Source organism: Microbacterium sp. SY138 (genome assembly GCF_039729145.1).
In the GTDB taxonomy this organism is placed as follows: Bacteria; Actinomycetota; Actinomycetes; order Actinomycetales; family Microbacteriaceae; genus Microbacterium; species Microbacterium maritypicum_A.
Genome location: NZ_CP155793.1, coordinates 1,146,386 through 1,166,260, shown reverse-complemented (window position 1 = coordinate 1,166,260; position 19,875 = coordinate 1,146,386). Strand labels below are relative to the sequence as shown.

Annotated in this window: 16 protein-coding genes; 6 read left to right on the top strand and 10 right to left on the bottom strand. The window is 69.4% G+C overall.

Annotated features, from left to right (window positions below):
• Positions 1 to 106 precede the first annotated feature (106 nt).
• Together ABDC25_RS05425 and ABDC25_RS05420 are read right to left on the bottom strand one after the other, a co-directional pair.
• Positions 107 to 895 (bottom strand): IclR family transcriptional regulator, encoded by a 789-nt coding sequence (locus ABDC25_RS05425; RefSeq protein WP_029260548.1) that lies wholly within the window; start codon positions 893 to 895, stop codon positions 107 to 109.
• Between the two features lie 54 nt (positions 896 to 949).
• Entirely contained in the window at positions 950 to 2,008 is a 1,059-nt protein-coding gene (locus ABDC25_RS05420; protein ID WP_347125213.1) for a D-2-hydroxyacid dehydrogenase, read from the bottom strand.
• A gap of 99 nt (positions 2,009 to 2,107) precedes the next feature.
• On the opposite strand from ABDC25_RS05420, the gene ABDC25_RS05415 reads away from it, so the two are divergent.
• Positions 2,108 to 2,998: an NAD(P)-dependent oxidoreductase gene (locus ABDC25_RS05415; protein WP_347125211.1), complete on the top strand. Its 891-nt coding sequence runs from the start codon at positions 2,108 to 2,110 to the stop codon at positions 2,996 to 2,998.
• A 56-nt stretch (positions 2,999 to 3,054) separates the two neighbouring features.
• Positions 3,055 to 4,509 (top strand): NADP-dependent phosphogluconate dehydrogenase, encoded by a 1,455-nt coding sequence (gene gndA / locus ABDC25_RS05410; protein WP_029260545.1) that lies wholly within the window; start codon positions 3,055 to 3,057, stop codon positions 4,507 to 4,509.
• A gap of 74 nt (positions 4,510 to 4,583) precedes the next feature.
• Here gndA and ABDC25_RS05405 read toward each other — a convergent pair whose 3' ends face one another.
• From ABDC25_RS05405 to ABDC25_RS05390, 4 genes are all read right to left on the bottom strand, one after another.
• The gene (locus tag ABDC25_RS05405; protein WP_200861065.1) at positions 4,584 to 5,309 is read right to left on the bottom strand and encodes an ABC transporter ATP-binding protein; all 726 of its coding nucleotides are present in this window, start codon (positions 5,307 to 5,309) and stop codon (positions 4,584 to 4,586) included.
• Between the two features lie 89 nt (positions 5,310 to 5,398).
• Positions 5,399 to 6,871 carry an ABC transporter permease gene (locus ABDC25_RS05400; RefSeq protein ID WP_021199733.1) on the bottom strand — a complete coding sequence of 491 codons (1,473 nt, stop codon included), beginning with the start codon at positions 6,869 to 6,871 and terminating at the stop codon, positions 5,399 to 5,401.
• A 103-nt stretch (positions 6,872 to 6,974) separates the two neighbouring features.
• Entirely contained in the window at positions 6,975 to 7,619 is a 645-nt protein-coding gene (locus tag ABDC25_RS05395; RefSeq protein ID WP_235045225.1) for a bifunctional 4-hydroxy-2-oxoglutarate aldolase/2-dehydro-3-deoxy-phosphogluconate aldolase, read from the bottom strand.
• Positions 7,616 to 8,533: an SMP-30/gluconolactonase/LRE family protein gene (locus ABDC25_RS05390; RefSeq protein ID WP_021199735.1), complete on the bottom strand. Its 918-nt coding sequence runs from the start codon at positions 8,531 to 8,533 to the stop codon at positions 7,616 to 7,618. The genes ABDC25_RS05395 and ABDC25_RS05390 overlap by 4 nt, the downstream gene beginning before the upstream one ends.
• 112 nt (positions 8,534 to 8,645) lie before the next feature.
• Here ABDC25_RS05390 and ABDC25_RS05385 point away from each other — a divergent pair, with 112 nt between their 5' ends.
• Both ABDC25_RS05385 and ABDC25_RS05380 read left to right on the top strand, forming a co-directional pair.
• Positions 8,646 to 9,563 carry a dihydrodipicolinate synthase family protein gene (locus tag ABDC25_RS05385; protein WP_029260540.1) on the top strand — a complete coding sequence of 306 codons (918 nt, stop codon included), beginning with the start codon at positions 8,646 to 8,648 and terminating at the stop codon, positions 9,561 to 9,563.
• A complete protein-coding gene (locus ABDC25_RS05380; RefSeq protein ID WP_029260539.1) occupies positions 9,560 to 10,279 on the top strand; it encodes an SDR family oxidoreductase in 720 nt (239 codons plus the stop codon). The genes ABDC25_RS05385 and ABDC25_RS05380 overlap by 4 nt, the downstream gene beginning before the upstream one ends.
• A gap of 66 nt (positions 10,280 to 10,345) precedes the next feature.
• On the opposite strand, the gene ABDC25_RS05375 is transcribed toward ABDC25_RS05380, so the two are convergent.
• From ABDC25_RS05375 to ABDC25_RS05365, 3 genes are read right to left on the bottom strand one after another with little or no spacing between them, the layout of a single operon-like run.
• Positions 10,346 to 11,659: an extracellular solute-binding protein gene (locus ABDC25_RS05375; protein WP_021199738.1), complete on the bottom strand. Its 1,314-nt coding sequence runs from the start codon at positions 11,657 to 11,659 to the stop codon at positions 10,346 to 10,348.
• Positions 11,660 to 11,708: 49 nt separating this feature from the next.
• Positions 11,709 to 12,566 carry a carbohydrate ABC transporter permease gene (locus ABDC25_RS05370; protein WP_021199739.1) on the bottom strand — a complete coding sequence of 286 codons (858 nt, stop codon included), beginning with the start codon at positions 12,564 to 12,566 and terminating at the stop codon, positions 11,709 to 11,711.
• Positions 12,566 to 13,504: a sugar ABC transporter permease gene (locus tag ABDC25_RS05365; RefSeq protein WP_021199740.1), complete on the bottom strand. Its 939-nt coding sequence runs from the start codon at positions 13,502 to 13,504 to the stop codon at positions 12,566 to 12,568. Before ABDC25_RS05365 ends, ABDC25_RS05370 begins: the two co-directional genes overlap by 1 nt.
• 227 nt (positions 13,505 to 13,731) lie before the next feature.
• On the opposite strand from ABDC25_RS05365, the gene ABDC25_RS05360 reads away from it, so the two are divergent.
• Complete coding sequence (locus ABDC25_RS05360) at positions 13,732 to 14,535, top strand: IclR family transcriptional regulator (RefSeq protein ID WP_021199741.1); 804 nt, start codon at positions 13,732 to 13,734, stop codon at positions 14,533 to 14,535.
• A gap of 96 nt (positions 14,536 to 14,631) precedes the next feature.
• Entirely contained in the window at positions 14,632 to 15,792 is a 1,161-nt protein-coding gene (locus ABDC25_RS05355; RefSeq protein ID WP_347125205.1) for a mandelate racemase/muconate lactonizing enzyme family protein, read from the top strand.
• Between the two features lie 71 nt (positions 15,793 to 15,863).
• Here the strand turns inward: ABDC25_RS05355 and ABDC25_RS05350 are convergent, their stop codons facing one another.
• Positions 15,864 to 19,874, bottom strand: coding sequence for a hypothetical protein (locus ABDC25_RS05350; RefSeq protein ID WP_347125203.1), 4,011 nt, complete (start codon positions 19,872 to 19,874; stop codon positions 15,864 to 15,866).
• Between the last annotated feature and the right edge of the window lies 1 nt (position 19,875).

Here is a 19,875-nt window from a genome sequence, read left to right as displayed (position 1 = left end):
CCAGCCCGTTGGATTGTGTTCAACCCTTTGGACCGACTTCGCGTTCCGCTGCAGGCACGCAAAAGGACCACCGCGCCCTGCGGGCGCGATGGGGCGCAGGAGGGCGTCAGTGCCGAACGGCTGAGCTGAAGGGGTTCGTCAGCGCGGCGGCGGCGTCCCGCAGCGCCTCACCCACCCGCTCGATGCGCTCGTAGTCGGCCTCGGCGGCACGGATCGCAACACCGAGCGCGAGCGGCGGGTCCGTCGGCGCCCAGCCTTCCAGGGGCACCGCGACGCCGACGATGCCGCGGAAGGACTCCTCGGCATCGAGCGCCCAGCCCCGTCGACGGGCGGTCGCCAGCACCTCCAGCAGCCCCGGCATGGTCGTCGCGCTCCGCTCGGTGAGCTGCGGGAAGACGGCATCCTCACCGAGGAGCTCGACTACTTCCGCGTCACTCATCGCCGCCAGGAGCGCGCGCCCCGTGGCCGACAGCGGCGCCGGAAGCCGCGAGCCGAGCGGGGTGCCCAGCCGGAGCGAGCGCGACCCCTCATGTCGCGCGAGATACAGCGCATCGGTGCCATCGAGCATCGCGACCTGGACCAGCTCGGAGGCGAGCTGCGGCGAGGCCTCGCACACGCTGTAGAACTCCCGCACCTGGTTGAACTGGGCAGCGAACGCACCACCGAGCTCGGCCGTGCGCACCCCGAGACGATAGCCCTGCGGGGTGCGATCGATCATGCCCCCGGCCTCGAGCGCCAGGCAGAGGTTCGCCGTCGACGACTTCGCCAGCCCGAGTTCCCCCGCGAGCTCGGTGAGCGTTCGTGGACCCCCGGACTCGGCGAGGATGCCGAGCAGGCGGATGCTGCGGGTCACGGCAGGTGCGGGGTCGCGCCCTTCGCGGGTGTCATCATCCATGGCCGCACCTTCCGACAGCGGGGAGCCACAGGCGCTCGATCACCTGTGGGCCGATCAGTAGAACTCGACCGTATCGACCACGGCGGTCAGCGGCTCGCCATCGAGCAGGCGCGCCGCGTTCTCCGCGAAGCGACGGGCGATCCGCTCCTCCTCCTTGGAGCTGAGGGCGGCGGTGTGCGGGCTCACGAGCACGTTCGGATGCGACCACAGCGGCGACGCACCGTCGAGGGGCTCGTGCTCGAAGACGTCGAGCGCGGCGAAGGCCACGCGGCCGTCGTCGAGCGCACCGAGCAGAGCACTCTCGTCGATCACGGTGCCGCGGCCGACGTTGGTGATGATCGCACCGGGTTTGACCGCATCGAACACGTCGGCGCCGATCAGATGGTGCGTCTGCGCCGTGCCCGGAAGGGTGACGACGATCGCGTCGACGTGGGCCACCGCGTCGGTCAGCTCGTCCAGCGGCACCAGGCGATCCACTCCCGCCACCGGCTGCCCGGAGCGCGTCGTCCCCCACACCCGTGCGCCGAGCGCATGGAAGCGTCGCGCGCACTCCGTGCCGATGCCGCCCAGACCGACGACCAGCACCGTCATCTCGTCGAGCTGACGCATCTCCCAGCGGTCCGGCCAGGTACGCGTCCCCTGATCGGCGAGCAGGCGCGGGAGGTTCTTCGCGCCCGCCATCACACCGAACACCGCGAACTCCGCGAGCGGGCCCCCGTGCACACCGGCACTGGTGGTGAACACGACGCGGTCGAGCTGCGCCCGTTCGAGACCCGCGGCCTTGACCGAGGCCCCGCCACCGGCGGCAGTCGTCATGACCCAGCGCAGACGCGGGTTCGCGGCCACGGTGCGGGCCAGCGCCGCCGCGTCCACGTCGGGGATCCCGAACAGCACGTCGGCGGAGTCGATCATTTCATCGAACGCCTGCTGCGCGCTCGGCGTGCGTACGTACTCCGGGTCGCCGGACCAGTCGGCCGGTCCGCGCATAGGCGGCACGAGCGTGTGATCGCGGACCACCTCGAGGCGAGGCTCGAGTTCCTCGATCAGTCGACACAGGCGTTCCGGCAGCGGCACCGCCACGACGGCGCGCAGTTTCTTCTCGGTCCCCGTCATACTGGTCCCCTCCCTCGGGAAGTCTGGATCCCTCACCTTAGCCCAGTTCCATCCTGTTGGACACTGTTCTATCTGTTGGATTGTTGCTACCGTGTGCGCATGAGCATCTCATCCGTCACCGTCGGCGTCGTGGGCCTCGGCGCCATGGGCCGCCCCATGGCCGACCGCCTGCTCGCCGCCCGCGGGGGGCTCGTCATCCATGCGCGCCGCCCGCAGCCGGAACTGCTGGCCGCCGGCGCCTCGTGGGCGCCGACACCACGCGAGCTCGCCTCCAGAGTAGACGTCCTGCTCATGATGCTGCCCGACCTCCCCCCGTTCGAAGCCATGCTCGACGGTCCCGACGGGCTGCTCGCCGACGCCGGAGACCTGCTCATCCTCATCGGGTCCACCTCGTCTGCTCCCGCCGTCCGTGCGCTCGCTGACCGCGTCGGAGCGCAGACGGGCGGCAGGGTCAGGATCGTGGACTGCCCGGTCTCGGGTGGGGAAGACGGAGCGGTCGCCGGGACCCTCTCGATCATGCTCGGCGGCGACCCGGACGATGCCGCCGTCGCCGCCGAGGTGCTCGCGCCCTGCGGAACCCCTGTGCTGCTCGGACCACTCGGGGCCGGCGAGGTCGCCAAGGCCTGCAACCAGCTCGTGGTGTCGGCGACGATCATGGCGCTCGGCGAGGCCACCGTGCTGGCCGAGCGCTCCGGACTCGACCTCGATGCGCTCTGGTCGCTGCTCTCGGGCGGCTACGCCGGCTCGCGCCTGCTCGACAGTCGTCGCGAGAAGCTCGTCACCGGCGACGACTCCCCCAGCGGCATCGCGCAGTACATGGTGAAGGACCTCGGCTTCGCGGCCGACATCGCCGAAGCCACCGGCACCTCGCCCATCCTGCTGCCCACCCTGCGTGCGGCCTTCGACGAACTGGTCGCCGCCGGGCTCGGAGACCGCGACATCGCGGTGTCACGACGCTTCATCGCCTCTCGTGACACAGGTGGCCACTGACCTCCCGTACAGCGATACGCTGAAACCACCCCTTCTTCACGATCGAGGAGCCTTCTGTGCCCGAAGCATCAGCGAACATCGGAGTCGTCGGACTCGCCGTCATGGGATCGAACCTCGCCCGCAACCTCGCCAGCCGCGAGGGAAACACGGTGGCGATCTTCAACCGCAGCTACGAGAAGACCCAGACGCTCCTCGACGAGCACCCCGAGGCCGGATTCGTCCCGGCCCACACCTACCAGGAGTTCGCCGACTCGCTCCAGAAGCCGCGCACCGCGATCATCATGGTCAAGGCCGGCGGCCCGACCGATGCCGTGATCGACGCGCTGGTCGAGGTGTTCGAGCCGGGCGACATCATCGTCGACGGCGGCAACGCGTACTTCCCCGACACCATCCGTCGCGAGAAGGCGGTCCGCGAGACCGGCATCAACTTCGTCGGCGCCGGCATCTCCGGCGGCGAGGAGGGTGCCCTCACCGGCCCCTCCATCATGCCCGGCGGCTCTGACGAGTCGTGGGTCACGCTCGGACCGATCCTGAAGTCGATCGCCGCGATCGCCGAGGGCGAGCCGTGCGTCACGCACGTCGGCCACGACGGCGCCGGGCACTTCGTCAAGATGGTGCACAACGGCATCGAGTACGCCGACATGCAGCTCATCGCCGAGGCCTACGACCTCATCCGCCGTGGCACGGGCAAGTCGCCGGCCGAGATCGCCGAGATCTTCGCCGAGTGGAACAAGGGCGAGCTCGAGTCGTACCTGATCGAGATCACCGCAGAGGTGCTCCGCCAGATCGACGCCGAGACCGGCAAGCCGCTCGTCGACGTGATCCTCGACCAGGCCGGCGCCAAGGGCACCGGAGCCTGGACCGTGCAGACCGCGCTCTCACTCGGTGTCCCCGTCTCCGGCATCGCCGAGGCGACCTTCGCCCGCTCGCTCTCGTCGCACCCCGAGCAGCGCGCCGTCGCCGGCGGCCTCCCCGGCCCCGACGAGGAGTTCACGGTCTCGACCGAGGACACCGAGCAGTTCATCGAGGATGTGCGCCTGGCGCTCTACGCCTCCAAGATCGTGGCCTACTCGCAGGGCTTCGACGAGATCCGGGCGGGGGCGGCCGAGTACGGCTGGAACATCGACCTCGGCGCGATCTCGAAGATCTGGCGCGGCGGTTGCATCATCCGCGCCCAGTTCCTCAACCGGATCGCCGACGCCTACGCGGCGACCCCCGACCTGCCCGTGCTGATGACCGCACCGTACTTCGCCGAGGCGCTCACGCGTGGCCAGGCATCGTGGCGTCGCGTCGTCGTGACCGCGGCCCAGGCGGGCATCCCGGCTCCGGCGTTCTCGTCGTCGCTGTCGTACTACGACGGCATCCGCGCCGACCGCCTCCCCGCCGCGCTCGTGCAGGGACAGCGCGACTTCTTCGGTGCGCACACCTACAAGCGCATCGACAAGCCGGGCACGTTCCACACGCTGTGGTCGGGCGACCGCACCGAGATCGAGGCGGAAGACACGCACTGACGTCCCGTCGTCGAAGGGCCGGATACCGCGAGGTACCCGGCCCTTCGTGCACCATGGTGGTGCCATCCCACCGCCTACCTCGTGATGTCCTGGACGACACCCTTCGTGAGGCGCAGACGCCGTGTCGCGCGTCGCGCCACCGCCGAGTCGTGCGTCACCACGATGATCGTGATCCCCTCGGCGCACAGCGATTCGAGAAGCGTCAGGATCTCGTCGCGCATGCTCTCATCGAGGTTGCCCGTCGGCTCGTCGGCCAGGAGCACCCGCGGCCTCTTGACGAGGGCGCGCGCGATCGCGACGCGTTGCTGCTGACCCCCGGAGAGCTCAGCGGGCCGATGGTCGCCTCTGTCGTCGAGACCGACGTGGGCGAGAGCCTCAGCGACCCTCATGCGCCGCTCTCCCTTGTCGAGATCGAGGGGCTCGAGCGCCATGTCGACGTTCTCCGTGGCCGTGAGCGTGGGGATCAGATTGAACCCCTGGAACACGAATCCGAGCTCCTCCGCCCTGAGGCGTCCGAGTTCCTTCGCCGAGGCCGACGCGAGTTCGCGGCCGTCGAGCAGGAGGGAACCCGTCGTCGGCGTGTCGAGCGCACCGAGCAGTTGCAGGAGCGTGGACTTGCCGCCGCCGGTGGGGCCCTGGATCGTGACGAACTCGCCGGGCATGATGTCGAGGTCCACACCGGTCAGCGCTTTCACGATGCGCCCCTTCTGCGTGTACGTCCGGGTCACGCCCGTGACGCGGTAGATCGGCTGCTCGTGCCCGCCTCGGGGCGCCGTCTGATCGAGGTCTGCGATGGTCATGTGCGTCTCCTGCTCGTGGGTCGTCGGCTTCCGGGTTGTTCGGATCGGGGGTGGCGGGTCGTGCCGGACGTCGCCCGCGCGTGCGGTGATCATGCGACCGACCGCAGGGCTTCCGCCGGGCTGAGACGCGCGGCGCGCCAGCCGCCGAACGCTCCGGCGACGAGTCCGCCGAGCACCGCGAGACCGACGGCGGCGACCAGCACCCCGGGGGTGAACGGCGCCTGGAGCACGACATCCGCCGCGGCGGTCTGGAGCATCCCTCCACCTCCGGTCGGTCCCCCGCCCATGCCCCCGCCGATGGCACCGGGACCCGCGCCCTGGCTCGCACCGCTCGCAGCGACCGTGGGCCTCAGGACGTTGATCAGCACGATGCCGGCGATACCCAGGACGAGGCCGACCGCTCCCCCGATCAGCCCCTGCACCATGGACTCTCCGGCGACCTGACGGACGACCCTGCCGTTCGACCAGCCGATCGCCTTGAGCGTTCCGAACTCCCTGGTGCGACGCCCGACGCCCGACAGGGTGAGCAGCACCGAGAGCAGCACGGCGACGGCGAGCACGATGATCGAGAGCCAGGTGCCGAGGTTCGTGATCAGTGCGGTCGCGCTGGAGAGCGAACCGGAGACGGTCGCGGCGAGCTCGGACTGCGAGGTGACGGTCGCATCGGGGAGCGCGTCGGCCAACGCGGACTGCACGGCCTCGATCGAATCGGCCGAATCCGCCTGCACGTAGACGGTGGAGATGACGTCGTCCACTCCGGCGAGCGTCTGCGCGGTGCGCAGCGGCAGATAGACGTTCGCGGCGGTATCCGCGCTGTCCGAGGTCGAACCGAGGATGCCGACGACCTCCACATCGGAGCCGGCGACATCGATCGTGTCTCCCACCGCGATCTCGTCGGTACCCGCGTAGGTGCTGTCGACGAGGGCGACGAGCGCCTCGGCATCATCGGCGTCGAACCCGCGTCCGTCCGTCACCTCGGCCGACGCGAGCGGACCGACCGAGGTCGCTGCGGGGTCGATGCCGAGCACGGAGAAGGAGTCGACTCCGAAGGATCCTCCTCCGCCGCCCTGTCCGGCGTCCGGTGCGGTCTGCCCCTCCTCGGGCGCGGCCGGCTGCTCGCCGTCCTGCGGAGCGAATCCACCGCTGGGCACCTCACCGGAGAAGGTGGCGTTCGTGAGGCTGAGCGCCCCGGATGCCGCGGCGACCCCGTCCGTGGCGGTGACGGTGTCGAGCACCGATGAGTCGAGCGTGCCGCGCAGGAAATCGGTCCGCAGTGTGGACTGCGCGAGCGTGGTGGTCTCGCCGTCGCTCTGACCTGCATCCGCGTCGAAGTCGAAGCGCGGCCCTTCGCCTTGGCCGGGTTCGGCGGGCTCGCCCGTCACGGTGAGATCGGTGCCGACGCCGTAGACGGAGGCGAGGGCCTGCGCCTGCGCGTCCCGCACTCCCGCCGTGAGGGCGTTGACGACGATCACGAGGGCGATCGCGATCGCCAGCCCGATCGCGACGATCATCGTCTGCTTCTTGCGGCCGGCGAGTTCGCGCCGCAGATACGTTCCGTACATCTCTCTCCTTCCGCCGCGGCCATCGCGGGGCGAGATCGACGTTAGGAATCGCGCATATGCGAGATCGAGGGGCCGATGATGAGGAACCTATGGAGTGCGCCGGTCACCCGGCGCGCACGGCCTGCATGAATGCCCCGGCGCGGACGGCGAGCGCGTCGAGATCGCCGCCGGGACTCGCCGCATCGCCGACGAGAGGCCCGCCCACCCCGATGCCGAACGCCCCGGCGGCGAGGTACTCGGCGACAGTGTCGACGCGCACCCCTCCCACGGGGATGATCCGCGCCTGCGGGAAAGGATCGCGGACGGCGCGGATGAAACTGGACCCGAGCGCCGATGCGGGGAACAGCTTCACCGCTGCGCTGCCGAGGTCGTGGCCGCGCTGGATCTCGGTGGGCGTGTAGACGCCCGGGAGCACGCCGATGCCCAGGCTGACCGCATGGGCGACAGAAGCGCTGAGCGTGGGCGTCACCATGAACTGCGCGCCGGCGGCGAGGGCCCTCTCCACGTCGGCCTCGTCGAGGACGGTACCGGCGCCGATCAGAGCCTCGGCCGGGGCATCATGCACGACCTGGGCGATCGCCTCCTCCGCGTCAGGCAGGGTGAGTGCGATCTCGAGGGTGAGCACGCCCGCCGCGAGCAGCGTCCGCGCCGCGCCGACCGTGGCGTCGACATCCGTCCCCCGCAGGATCGCGACGAGTCGGGTGCGGCGCAGGCGTTCCTGCAGCTGCGCGTTGTCCACGGTGCTCACGAGGCCCCCTCCTCGATCGAACCGGCCGCCGTCGTCGCCGGCACCGCGCCTCGCCATGGGAACGCGGGTGCGCCGCCGACCTCCACCTCCACGCCGAGCAGTGCCCCGTCGGCGTCGGCGGGATCGGTCAGTCCGATGCTCGCGGTGGTGATCACCAGCAGCCGGTCGACCAGAGCCACGGCTGTCGGCCGCTTCGCCGGAAGGACGATCGTCTCCAGGAGCTCCCCGGCCGGCGAGTAGCGGCGCACCTCGGACGCATCCCAGACCGCGACCCAGAGCATGCCGTCGAGGTCGATCGTCATGCCGTCGGGGTTGCCTCCTTCGACCCGGCACACCGTGCGGCGGTTCGAGAGCTCTCCGTCCGGCGCCACATCGAACGCCTCGATGCGGCGATGCGGGAGCGTGTCGATGTAGTAGAGCGTGGCACCGGTGCGGTCGAAGGCGAGGCCGTTCGACACGGTGATGCCGCCGAGGCGCGCGACGGGCTCCCCGTCGGGACCGAGGCTCCACAGTGTGCAGTGCGGGTCGCGGGGCATGGCCTGGCTCCCCACCCAGAAGCGCCCGGACGGATCGCCCCCGCCATCGTTCATGTAGTCGCCGGGTCCCGCGATGTCGTCGGTGATCGGCGAGACGACGCCATCGTCGCTCACGTGGACGACGCGGCGGTCGACGCCGACCAGCCACCCCGTGCCCGGCTGCGCGAGCGGGATCGGGGCACCGATCTGCGCGCCGACGACGACCGCGGCCTCGGGAACGACCGTGATGCCCTCGATGCGTCCGCGGTGCAGCGAACCCGTCGCCATGTCGATCCAGAGGAGGCTGCCGTCACGGGCATCCCAGCGTGGAGATTCGGCCTGGACGTAGCGGGCGTCGGAGAGGATCTCGACGGTGCGGGCGGCCTGAGGGTGCGACATCCGGGTCATCCTTCTCTGGTAGGTCATAACCGTTATGTGGCAGACTATCTCACAATATGCATAACACTTGCGAGAAATGTGGATACACGATGATGAAGCGGGGAAACAGCTGATGGCTCCGACACTCCACGGCTTGATGCCCATCCTGGCGACGCCTTTCGACGAGTCGGGTGCCCTCGACCGCGAGAGCCTGCGCCGACTGGTCGAGTTCCAGCTCGCGTCCGGAGTCGACGGCGTCGCCGTCTTCGGAATGGCGAGCGAGGGCTTCGCGCTCACCACCGAGGAGCGCCGCACGATCCTGGACGATGTCGTCCGTGTGGTCGAGGGCCGGGTGCCCGTGATCGCCGGCGTCAACGGCACGTCCACGGCGACCTCGATCGAGCAGGCCCTCCTCGCGGAGGAAGGGGGCGCTGATGCCCTCATGGTGCTTCCGCCGTTCATGGTGAAGCCGCCCGCCGGGACGCTCGTCGACTTCTACGGAGATGTCGCCGACGCCACCTCCCTCTCGGTCATGGTGCAGGATGCCCCCGGCGTCACCGGCGTCGTGATGGCCCCTGCGCTGATCGCCGAGATCGCCCGCCTCGAGGGCGTCGACTCCGTCAAGGTCGAAGCCCCGCCGACCGCGCCCAAGGTCGGCGCGGTCGTCTCGGCGATCGACGATCCGAACTTCGCGGTGCTCGGTGGACAGAATGCGCAATTCTGCCTGGAGGAGTATGCCAGGGGCGCCGTCGGCACGATGCCGGCCTGCGAGTTCCCCGACCTCCTCGGTCCGGTGCTCGCGCAGTTCACGGAGGGGCGCGTCGACGAAGCCCGTGCCGAGTTCCGTCGTATGCTCCCTCTCGTGCTGATCGGTCTGCAGGGCGGCATCGCGTGGGCGGTGCACAAGGAGGTCCTCGTCGCGCGCGGCGTGATCGACCACGCGACGGTGCGCTATCCGGCTTCGCGCCTGGACGCCGGCAGCCGTGCATCGGTCAAGCTGGTCATCGACGAGCTCGCCCTTCCGCCCATCCCCACCACGGTGCGCGTGTGACCCGCCGCGGCGTGCTGCTGATCGGCGGCAGTTCCGACATCGGTCTCGCGATCGCCCGCGCCTTCGTCGACGGTGGAGACGCCGTCGTCGGGGTGGGGCTCGAAGACTCCGACGATCCCGTCTTCGAGCGGTACCTCGTCGCGGACTGCAGCCGACCGGAGGCCGCCGACCGCGCCGTCGCGGATGCGGAGCAGGCGCTCGGCCGACTCGACGTCGTCGTGCTCGCGGCCGGCCGCATGCCGATCGCCCGCGCGGAGGCGACGAGCGACGAAGACTGGCGCGGCGCGCTCGGCGCCACGCTCGACTCGGCGTTCTTCGTGGCACGAGCCGCTCTCCCCCGCCTCGCATCGGGGTCGTCGATCGTCGCGGTGACCTCGGTCAACTCGTCCCTCGCGGCTCCTGCCCTCCCGGCCTATGCGGCCGCGAAGGCCGGTGTGGACGGCCTCATCCGCCAGCTCGCCCTCGACTACGGCCCCCGCGGCATCCGCGTCAACGCCGTGCAGCCTGGCAGCATCTCGGCCGTCGACACCGGAGAGAGCGAGGGCTACCCGCTCGGGCGCATCGGGCGCCCGGAGGAGGTGGCTTCGGTCGTGGCGTTCCTCGCCTCCGACGCCGCATCCTTCGTCACCGGCACCTCGATCGCCGTCGACGGCGGTCTGTCGATCTCCTCGCCCGCCGCCTGGCTGAAGCCGGTGCTGCGGGAACGCTGGCTCTGAGCCGCTCGTTCCCACGAAGAAGGCCGCGTCCCCATCGGGACGCGGCCTTCTGACTCTGCGATCCGCTCAGGCGTTCGCGTCGAGCAGACCCTGCACTTCCTTCTTCAGCGCGTTGAGGCCGGCCTGCACCTCGACCTGACCGGCGAGGATCGTCGCGACCCCCGCTCCGATGGCCGCATCGATCTGCGCGGTGACCGCGACGCGGTCCCAGGCGGCGCCACGGGCGTGCTCGGAGACCTCGGTGCGGAACGCGCCCTGGAACTTGTCTGCCGCGAGGGCCGGGATCTTGTCGGCGACGCTCTTGGCGGCAGGTGCCACCGCGGAGTTCTCGTACAGCGCGGTCGCCGCTTCGACATTGGTCGCGGCGTAGAGGATGAAGTCACGGCTCGTGAGCTCTCCCTCGCCCGCCGTCGCGAAGACACCGCTGCCCCAGGCCCGGTTGAAGGAGTCCTTGCCCCCGGCGGTCGGACGCGAGATCGCGCCGATGTTGTCGATGATGTTCTGGGCGGCACCGTTCGTCTTGACGAAGGTCGATGCGAGCGGGGCGTCGTCGTACAGGGCCGCCCGTCCGCTCGCGAACAGGATGCGGGCATCGCTGCGCGCCACGTTCGTCTGCGTCAGCCCTGCGTCCTGCAGGGACTTGTACCAGGTGACGGCCTTGACGCTCTCGGCGTCGCCCAGGGTGCACTTCAGATCGTCGGTGACGACGTCGCTGCCGAAGCCCCACATCCACGGGACGGCGTCCTTGAGGTCGGGGTTCTTGGTGACGGCGGCGTACGGGATCAGCGAGGAGTCCTGCTTCTTGATCTTCTCGAGCGCCGTGGCGAACTGCTCCACGGTCATGCCCGACTTGATGCCGACGCTCTTCGCGATCTCTCCGTTGGTGATGATGCCGATGCCGGCGGCCGTCAGGGGCAGCACGAGCAGCTTGCCGTCCATCGTGTACGAGTCGAGCACACCCTGCGGGATGCCGAGCCCCTTCGCGAGGTCGGAGAGGTCGGCGAGCACGTTCATGGGGGTGAGCACCTGCCACCCGCCCGACTGTCCGACGCCCATGAGGTTGCCGGAGCGTCCGGTCAGCGCCAGCTGGGTGGCCGCCTGATCGTACGGGTAGATCACGGGGGCGACCTTGACGCCCTCCTGCTTCGAGAATCCGTCGAGGATGCCCTGCCATGCCGACTTCAGGGCCTCCTCGCCGAGCGAGTTGCCGTAGAAGTTGATGGTCTTGGCCTTCGTGGCCCCGGCGGCCGTGGCTCCGGCACCGGTGCCGGGGGCGGCGGGAGTGGCACAGCCGGCGAGCGCGAGAGCGCCGAACGCGGCGAGGACCGTGCCGCCTCCGAGGAAGGCTCGGCGGCTCAGCTGCGAGTTCGAGATGTTCATGAGACTGCTCCTTCGGGATGAGGGGGACGAGCTGTTCTGCGGTGCATCGCTAGCCCTTGACCGCTCCGGCGGCGAGGCCGGAGACGAAGTAGCGCTGCAGGAGGATGAAGATGATGACGAGCGGGAGGGAGGTGATGAGGGACGCCGCCATGAGTGCCGGCCAGTCGGCCGTGCCCTCGCGGATGAACGCCTGGGTGAGTCCGGCGGGCAGAGTCTGCTTGTCGGGGCCGGCGAGCGTGAGGGCGAAGAGCAGATCGCTCCAGCCGCGCATGAACGCGAACATGCCCGCGGTGATGAGACCGGGGACCACGAGCGGGAACACGATGCGGAACATCGTGCCCGTGCGCGACAGGCCATCGACCTTCGCCGCCTCGATGATGTCGTCGGGGAGGGCGTCGATGATGCCCTTCAACAGGAACACCGCGAGCGGCAGTGTGAACGTCGTGAACGAGATGATCAGCGCAGTGTAGGTGTACAGCAGCCCGGCCGAGCTCAGCATCAAGTACAGCGAGATGAGCAGAAGGGCGCCGGGGATCAGCTGGCCGATGAGGAACATGAACATGACGGCGTTCCGGCCGCGGTAGCGGAATTTCGATAGCGAGTACGCCATCAGGCCGCCGACCAGGACCGCGAGCAGGGCGGTTCCGGTGGAGACGATGATGCTGTTCATCAGGTTCTTCAGCAGCAGGTCGTTCTGGAAGAAGCCGACGAAGTTCTCGAAAGTCGGGTCGACCGGGAAGAACGGACGGTCCAGGGAGAAGACGTCCTCCTTCTTCGTGAAGGCAGTCGCCGTGAGCCAGTACACCGGCAGCAGGCCGAACAGAGCGAGGAGCAGGAGCAGCACGCGCCCCGGGATGGACAGGTGGGGGCGGATGATCGACTCCCCCACATCGCGACTACGGCGCATCACTTCTCCAGCCGTCGGTTGAGGAACAGGTATCCGGTCGTGATGATCGCGAGCAGGACGAGCCAGAGCGTGCCCATGGCCGAGGCCTTGCCGAGCTCGTAGCTGCCGAAGGCCAGGTCGTAGAGGCTGACCGCGAGCGTCGTGGTCGAATTGCCGGGCCCGCCGCCGGTCATGACGAAGATCGTGTCGAAGTTGCCGAAGTTGTAGATGAACTCGAGCACCGCGACGAGGGTGACCGGGCCGGCGATGTGCGGCAGCGAGATGTGGCGGAACCGCTGCGCACGCGTCGCACCGTCGATCGTGGCCGCCTCGATCTGCTCGCTCGGGAGGGTCTGGAGCACCGCGAGGGCGACGACCATGATCCACGGGAACGAGTGCCAGGTCTTGGCGATGACCACGGCGGCCATCGCGCCGGTCGGGGTGCCGAGCATGCTGACCTCCGGCAGGCCGAAGACCGAGAGCACGTGGTTGACGACGCCGTAGCTGTCGTTGAAGATCCAGGCCCAGAGGAAGGAGACGACCACGCCGGGGAGCAGCCAGGGCAGCATGAGAGCGCCGCGCAGGATGTTGCGTCCGCGCATGCGGGCGTTCAGCAACAGGGCGAGGGCCACACCGAGCACGAGGGGGAAGACCGTGGAGAGCGACGCGAACACAAGGGTCGTGCCGAGCCGGGCGAAGAACTCCTCCCACACGGCCGCATAGTTGTCCAGACCCACGAAGGTGCGCTCGGGACGCAGGAGCGATTGATCGAACAGGCTCGTGAAGATGCTCGACACGAGGGGGAAGATCGCGATCACGAGGAACAGAAGGACCGCAGGAAGTGCGATCATGAAACCGAAGGTGCGATCCTTCGCGCCCAGCGTGGAGCGTCGCCCGGAGCGTGGCTCGACGGCCTTCTGCTCGCTCTCCGCGGGCCGCTCGAGTATGGCTTGTTGCATTGCAGTCACTTTCCAGTAGAGACGACCCCCGGGGGCCCTGCGCGTCGTCGTCACAGTCGTCAACGTCGACGTGCGGCCAGTTAACCACAATGCGGATGCGAAATCCACAAAATGCATAAGACACCCACATTTGTGTTGCTCGAAGCCATTTCACTGCATAAGATGACTGGCAGCGGCGACCAGCCGCAGCGTCGCATCCGCGGCGGCAGTACTGAGGAGGAGTGACCATGGCATCGGAATCGGTGGGCGGCACCCAGACCGTCGAACGGGCGATGTCGTTGCTCGCATGCTTCACCGAGGAGTCCGGCGAGCTGAGGGTCTCCGAGCTCTGCACGCTCACCGGGCTCGGCCAGTCCACCGTCTCGCGCATGATGTCGGCACTCGACCGCATGAAGTTCGTGGTGCAGGACGCCCGCACCGGCCTCTACCGCCTGGGACCGGCAGCCGTGGCGCTCGGCACGATCGCCCTCAACGGCTCCCCCATCTTCCGCGCGTCGCGGCAGATCGCCCAGAACCTCGCCCGCAAGATCGAGATCGGCGTGAACGTCGCCGAGCTCAGCGGCTTCACCTTCACCTACCTCTGCAACTTCGAAGGCGCGCTCGCGCCCAAGTCCTTCGCGATGGCCGGACGCACCGGCCCTCTGCACGCCACCGGCCTCGGCAAGGCCCTGCTCTCCGGCATGACCGATGAGCAGGTGGACGAGTACTTCGCCCAGACGCCTCAGCGCTTCACCCCTCATACGATCGTCGACCGTGCAGCCATGCAGCTCGCCCTCGACGAGACCCGCAGCCGGGGCTATGCGACCGAGATCGAGGAGCTCGCCTTCGGACGCGCGTGCATCGCCGCCCCCATCCGCAACCGCGCGGGTGAGATCGTCGCCGGGCTCTCCGCGAGCGGTCCCCTCTCGGTGCTCGACCTGCACGCCCCGCACCAGGAACTCGCGCTGCAGCTGATCGAAGCCGCCGACGAGATCTCCGTGGCTCTCGGCTACAGCCCGTCCCGCACCGCGTCGGCCTTCGCCGCGCTCTGACTCCTCCGCCGCGACGCGGCCCCCTGATCCGATCCTGATCCCTGACCGCGGCACCAGCCGCCGGCCGCTCGCCCCTCGATGTCTTTGGAGACCCCTGTGAGAATCACGCGCGTCCAGACCTTCCCCCTCTACCTGTCGAAGGAGGAGGCGAACAACTCCTACGCCGGCGACACCGCAGTCGACCACCGCGGCTACGTGATCCGCCCGCCGTGGCGGAGCCTCTACTCCCCCGGCTACGAGACCCTGCTGGTGAAGATCGAGACCGACGAGGGTCTCGTGGGTTGGGGCGAGGCGCTGGCACCGGTCGCTCCCGTCGTCGCCGCGGCGATCGTCGACAACCTGCTCACCCCCCTCATCCTCGGTGAGGACCCACGCTCGGTGCGCACGCTCTGGCACCGCATGACCGAGTCGATGCGCGAGCGCGGGCACCTCACCGGCCACCAGGCCGACGCCATGGCAGCCGTCGACATCGCCCTGTGGGATCTCTGGGGCCATGCGACCGGCCTCTCGGTCTCCGAGCTCGCCGGGGGACGCTTCCACGAAGTGCTGCCGACCTATGTCTCCGGGATCCGCGGTGTCGACGACGTCGAGCGGGCGGAGAAGGCGGCCGAGCTCGTCGAGAGCGGCGTGCGCCGCATCAAGCTGCACCTCGGCGTCGACATCCGCACCGACCTCGCCACCTACGACGCGGTCCGGGGTGTGCACCCCGACCTCGACGTCGCGCTCGACGCGCACTGGACCTACCGGCTCGGCGAGGCGCGGGCCCTCGGTCGGGAGCTCGACGACCGGAGGGCGTGGTTCTTCGAAGCACCGTTGGCTCCCGAAGACGTGGAGGGCCACCGCGACCTCGCGACCGCGCTCGCCACGCCGATCGCGGTCGGCGAGGCGATGCGCAGCCGCTTCGAGTTCACCGACTGGCTCACCCGCCGCGCTGTCGGCCTCACGCAGCCCGACATCGGCCGCACGGGCATCACCGAGGGCCTCGCGATCGCGGCTGTCGCCGATGCGTTCCACGTGCAGGTCGCGCCTCACCACTCCGCGGCCTTCGGCATCGCGATGGCCGCCGGTGTGCACGTCGCGGCGAGCGCCGCCTCGCTCCTCGCGTTCGAGTACCAGCCGTTCACGCTCCCGGTCGCCAACCGCCTGCTCACGACACCGCTCGAGGTGCGTGCCGACGGCGGGTTCCTGGTCCCGACCGGTCCCGGCCTCGGCGTGACCGTCGACGAGGACGCGATCAAGGAGTACGTGCGGCACTGACGCCCCTCCGCACCCACCACGAAGGGGTGGGCCGGCCGGATCTCTCCGGCCGGCCCACCCCTTTCGTCATGTCAGTCCCCGATGCGCACGAACTGCGCCGCGCTGACGCGGTGGATGCTGGTGTTGCGGACCTCGAGCCGCACTGTTCCGGTCGCACCGGCCGCGTAGCGGAACGAACCCAGCGATCGCCACGCTGCCGCGCCCTGGGTCTGATCCACGATCACCTCGGAGCTGCCGTTCTGATGCTCGACGACGTAGGCGGCCGCGGTCGTGGTCGTGGGGTTCGTCGGGTACCAGACCGAGACGCGGTAGAGCCCCGCCTGCGGAAGGTCGACGTTCCACGTCACGGTGCTGCCCACGGAGTCGGAGTCGCTGTAGCGCGTGCGCGTGCCGTTCCAGCCGGAGAGTCCACTGGGGTACCAGTTGCCCGATTCCAGGTAGCCCGGCCACGGCGACTGCGTGTGTGCGATCACGCCCTCATCGGCGACGCGCACGAGCACTCCGCGTCGCAGAGTCTGGTCCAGGCGCGCCTCGAATCGGGTCGACGATCCCGGCGCGACGCCGGCCCCTGCCGTCACCGTCCAGGTGTGGGTCAGATCCGACCTCGGCGGCACCGTGATCGTCGCACTCTGCTGCCCGACGCTCCACCCGGTGAGGCCGTAGAGCGCGAGCGTGCCCTGCAGCGGGGTGACCCCGGTGTTGATGACGAGTGCCGTCAGCTTCGCGACCGCGCCGGGACCGCTGACGATCTCGACGTCCGAGGTGAGCGACACCAGGCGGCGACGGTCGATCACCTCGATCGCGGCGGGGCGCAGCGTCACGGGGTCCTCGCCGGCGACCGACAGCTTCGCCTTCACCTCGACCTCGCCGAGCGCCGCTGCGGTCGCGATGACGGCCGCGGACTCGACCCGCGCGGAGCCCTGCGCGGGAACGGAGATCGCCGGGACGGCACCGTCGAGGCTCCAGCCAGACGGCAGGGTCACAGCCACGGTGCCGGTGACGGGGTCGTCGGTCGCATTGCGCACTTCGATGATCAAGGGAACCCGGTCTCCGGCGGTTCCGGTCGCCTGCGCGATCACATCGCCCGCCAGCCCGGGGTTGGCCCCGCTGATCCGCGACGGCAGCTGGAGGGTGACCTCGGGCGTGGTCGTGCCCCCGGAGGCGATCGTGTACCGGAACGTCTTGGTGAGGTCGTCGACGGGGATCGTCCACTCGAACGGGTACGCCTTCTGCGGAGCCTGCTGCACCGCCTGCGCACCGATGCGGTACGACAGCGTGGCCTGCTGCTCGGTGTCGATCTGCACGTAGGCGTCGTACCCCTGCCCGTCGGGACGCACCAGAAGCATCCCGCGCGCGACCCCGTACTCGGTGGCGGGGTCGGAGTCGATCTCGTGGAAGCTGTCGCGCCCGTGATCGACGACGTCATCGAACGGCAGCCCCGGCCGCTGCACCGTGACGTTCCGCACCACCAGGGCCAGCAGTCCGCGTGCGGGCACCGTGACGGTGACGCGACCGTTCTGGGCCGCCGAGGTCGAGCGGGCGCCGTTCGCGGCGACCACCTCGACCGCGGTCGACGAGCTGCGGGGCAGGCCGGTGAGATCGGTGGAGAGGTCGACGAGCACCTGCTGCGCGGTGCCCGCGGAGTTGGTGAGGCTCACGTACAGGGCACCGTTGCCGACGCCGCCGATCCAGTTGACCAGAGGGTTGTCGACCCCGATGAGCCCCTCGGGGAAGTACGGCCACACGCCGTCCTCGCCGAAGAACGTTCCCGGCGCATGACCGTAGGCGAAGAACTTGAAGTAGGCGAAGTCGGCCTCGAACACGTGCGGGAACTCGATCGCGCCGGCGCTGCGGTAGAAGCTCTCACTGATCAGGTAGTCCATCGCGAGTCCGAGCTGGGCGGGCGCGTGGTGGAAGTAGTACCCCGTGATCCCCACCGGACCGCTCGTCGCGAAGTCGGGCTTCATGTGCGCGACCTGGAACTGCCGCCCGTAGTAGCCGGGATACGTGGTGAACCGTCCGATCACCATGTTATGCGCGATGTCGGCGAGCAGCTCGTCTCCGGTATGATGCGCCAGCCGCAGCAGAGCTCCGGCCCAGCACGGGTTGAACACGTAGCCGCCGCCCGGGTTGGTCAGGGTGCTGACGCCGAGCTTGAACGACGACAGCGCCTCGAACGTCAGGCCGGAGGGCGAGACGTACCAGGCCGGCACCGTCTCCGTCGGAACGTTCGTCGTCGGGTAGGACGGGAGCGACGAACGCGACTCCCAGTCGTACTGCTGCTTGATGACGGCTCCGACCGGGACCGTGACGTTCGTGTCGGGAACCGGGCGCACCGCCGTCTGCGTGATGAACCGTTGCACCTCGCGATATGCCCCGTCGAGGAACTCGGTCTCGCCCGTCGCCTCGAACATCTCCAGAAGGTCGACCCAGTACTTCGAGAAGCTGTAGGCGAAGCCTCCCGGCGGTTGGCCGTTGCTGCGATACGGCGTGAGGATCTGCTCCTGCGCATACCTCCGGGCGATCAGCGTCGCCTCCGCCAGATAGGCGGGATCCCCCGTGACGCGGTAGGTCGCCAGCGCGTTCGAGAACGGCGCCCTGCTCTGCCCGACCACGCCCGCCTTGGTCGCCTGCACCGCAAGCCGCTGGATGCCGGCGTTGCGGCCGTGCGTGAGCTGGTAGAGCGACGCGAGGTTCACGGCATCGGTGGGGATCTTCCCGATCCGGTACTGCGTCTTGTCGTTGTACACCGGGCTGCCGATCATCGGCGTGTGCCCGATGCCCTTGCGGGAGAGCTGGTACTCCACGAGCGGACGCGCACGACGGTCGTAGAGCGTGCTGTCGGCGGTCCCGGTCAGGTAGTGCGCGGCGAGCACGACTCCGCTGGCCGCCGTGCGGACCGCATCCTCGTTCTCGACGTCGACGAATCCCTTGGCGCGGTTCCACCAGCCCGAGTACGACGGCACGTAGTCGACGGAATCGTCGCCGCTCGGCTCGACCGCGATCAGGGCGGTCATCGCGTGCACCGCGTCGGTCAGCGATCGGTCGTACACATTGCGCCGATACGCGGTGAGGCCGTACTCGTTCCGGCACAGTTGCGTGTACGTGCCGTACAGGGTGTCGGCTCGAGCGGCGATGCCGAAGGCGAAGCCGCGCTGCTGTCCGACCGTCATGGCCGTGCGCAGCCCGGGCTGCGGCGAGTACATGGACGGCACGATGTCGAGGCTGTCGTTGCGCAGGCTCATGCCGTACGGCTGCCGATCCGACATGAGCTGCCGTTCGTGCACGAACTCGGCCACCTCCGACGGCAGGTACACACCCGAGGTGACGGCGACGTCGCCCACGGAATACTGCGTCAGCGCCATCGGGGCGAAGAGCTCCCACGCTCCCAGGGGCGCGGAACCGTCGAGCACCGAGAGCGCGTGCTGGTACGAACCGCACAGCACCTCGTCGAGGTCGTCGAGCGACTTCGTGTCCTGGCTCTGATAGCCGACGATGTAGTCCCCCGCGGTCTTGGCCGTGACCACGTAGTGCGCTTCAGGATGGGCGCCCTCCAGGCGCCACCGCACGACCAGGTCGACATCGTCGGTGCTCGTGGTCAGCTCGATCGCCTGCGGCCCGAGCACCTGGAACGAGGTGAATCCGAGCCAGCTGGGCGTGAGCGGTCCGTACAGCTCCGGCGCGCTCCCCGACGGCAGCGTCCCCTCCAGCACCAGCCACTGCTCGTCGAACCGATGGGCGGGATCGGTGATCGCCAGCCAGCCGCCGTTGCGCTTGACCTCGAGATCGCGCACGATGGTCGCCCCGCCATCCCAGGTGGCCTGGAAGAACGTCATGCGGCGGTCGTCCCCGACCAGCTGTGCGACCTGGGTGAATGCCAGGTTCGGCTTGTCCAGGCGACGGAGGGCATCGGCGTAGACCCCTCCCGACGTCGTGAGTTCTGTCGCGGCGGCGGGGGCCGAGCCGTAGGGCGAGCCCAGCACCGGAGGAAGCACACCGGCGATCACGAGCATGCGCAGCACGGAGCGGCGGCTCCACAGCAGGGGATGGTCTTCGGCTCCGTCGCCAGCTATTGAATCCATG

Excerpts from the sequence above, each read along its gene's own strand:
- ABDC25_RS05425 (WP_029260548.1), bottom strand. The coding sequence starts at position 895 with ATGGATGATGACACCCGCGAAGGGCGCGACCCCGCACCTGCCGTGACC.
- ABDC25_RS05420 (WP_347125213.1), bottom strand. The coding sequence starts at position 2,008 with ATGACGGGGACCGAGAAGAAACTGCGCGCCGTCGTGGCGGTGCCGCTG.
- ABDC25_RS05415 (WP_347125211.1), top strand. The coding sequence starts at position 2,108 with ATGAGCATCTCATCCGTCACCGTCGGCGTCGTGGGCCTCGGCGCCATG.
- ABDC25_RS05405 (WP_200861065.1), bottom strand. The coding sequence starts at position 5,309 with ATGACCATCGCAGACCTCGATCAGACGGCGCCCCGAGGCGGGCACGAG.
- ABDC25_RS05400 (WP_021199733.1), bottom strand. The coding sequence starts at position 6,871 with ATGTACGGAACGTATCTGCGGCGCGAACTCGCCGGCCGCAAGAAGCAG.
- ABDC25_RS05390 (WP_021199735.1), bottom strand. The coding sequence starts at position 8,533 with ATGTCGCACCCTCAGGCCGCCCGCACCGTCGAGATCCTCTCCGACGCC.
- ABDC25_RS05385 (WP_029260540.1), top strand. The coding sequence starts at position 8,646 with ATGGCTCCGACACTCCACGGCTTGATGCCCATCCTGGCGACGCCTTTC.
- ABDC25_RS05375 (WP_021199738.1), bottom strand. The coding sequence starts at position 11,659 with ATGAACATCTCGAACTCGCAGCTGAGCCGCCGAGCCTTCCTCGGAGGC.
- ABDC25_RS05370 (WP_021199739.1), bottom strand. The coding sequence starts at position 12,566 with ATGCGCCGTAGTCGCGATGTGGGGGAGTCGATCATCCGCCCCCACCTG.
- ABDC25_RS05365 (WP_021199740.1), bottom strand. The coding sequence starts at position 13,504 with ATGCAACAAGCCATACTCGAGCGGCCCGCGGAGAGCGAGCAGAAGGCC.
- ABDC25_RS05360 (WP_021199741.1), top strand. The coding sequence starts at position 13,732 with ATGGCATCGGAATCGGTGGGCGGCACCCAGACCGTCGAACGGGCGATG.
- ABDC25_RS05350 (WP_347125203.1), bottom strand. The coding sequence starts at position 19,874 with ATGGATTCAATAGCTGGCGACGGAGCCGAAGACCATCCCCTGCTGTGG.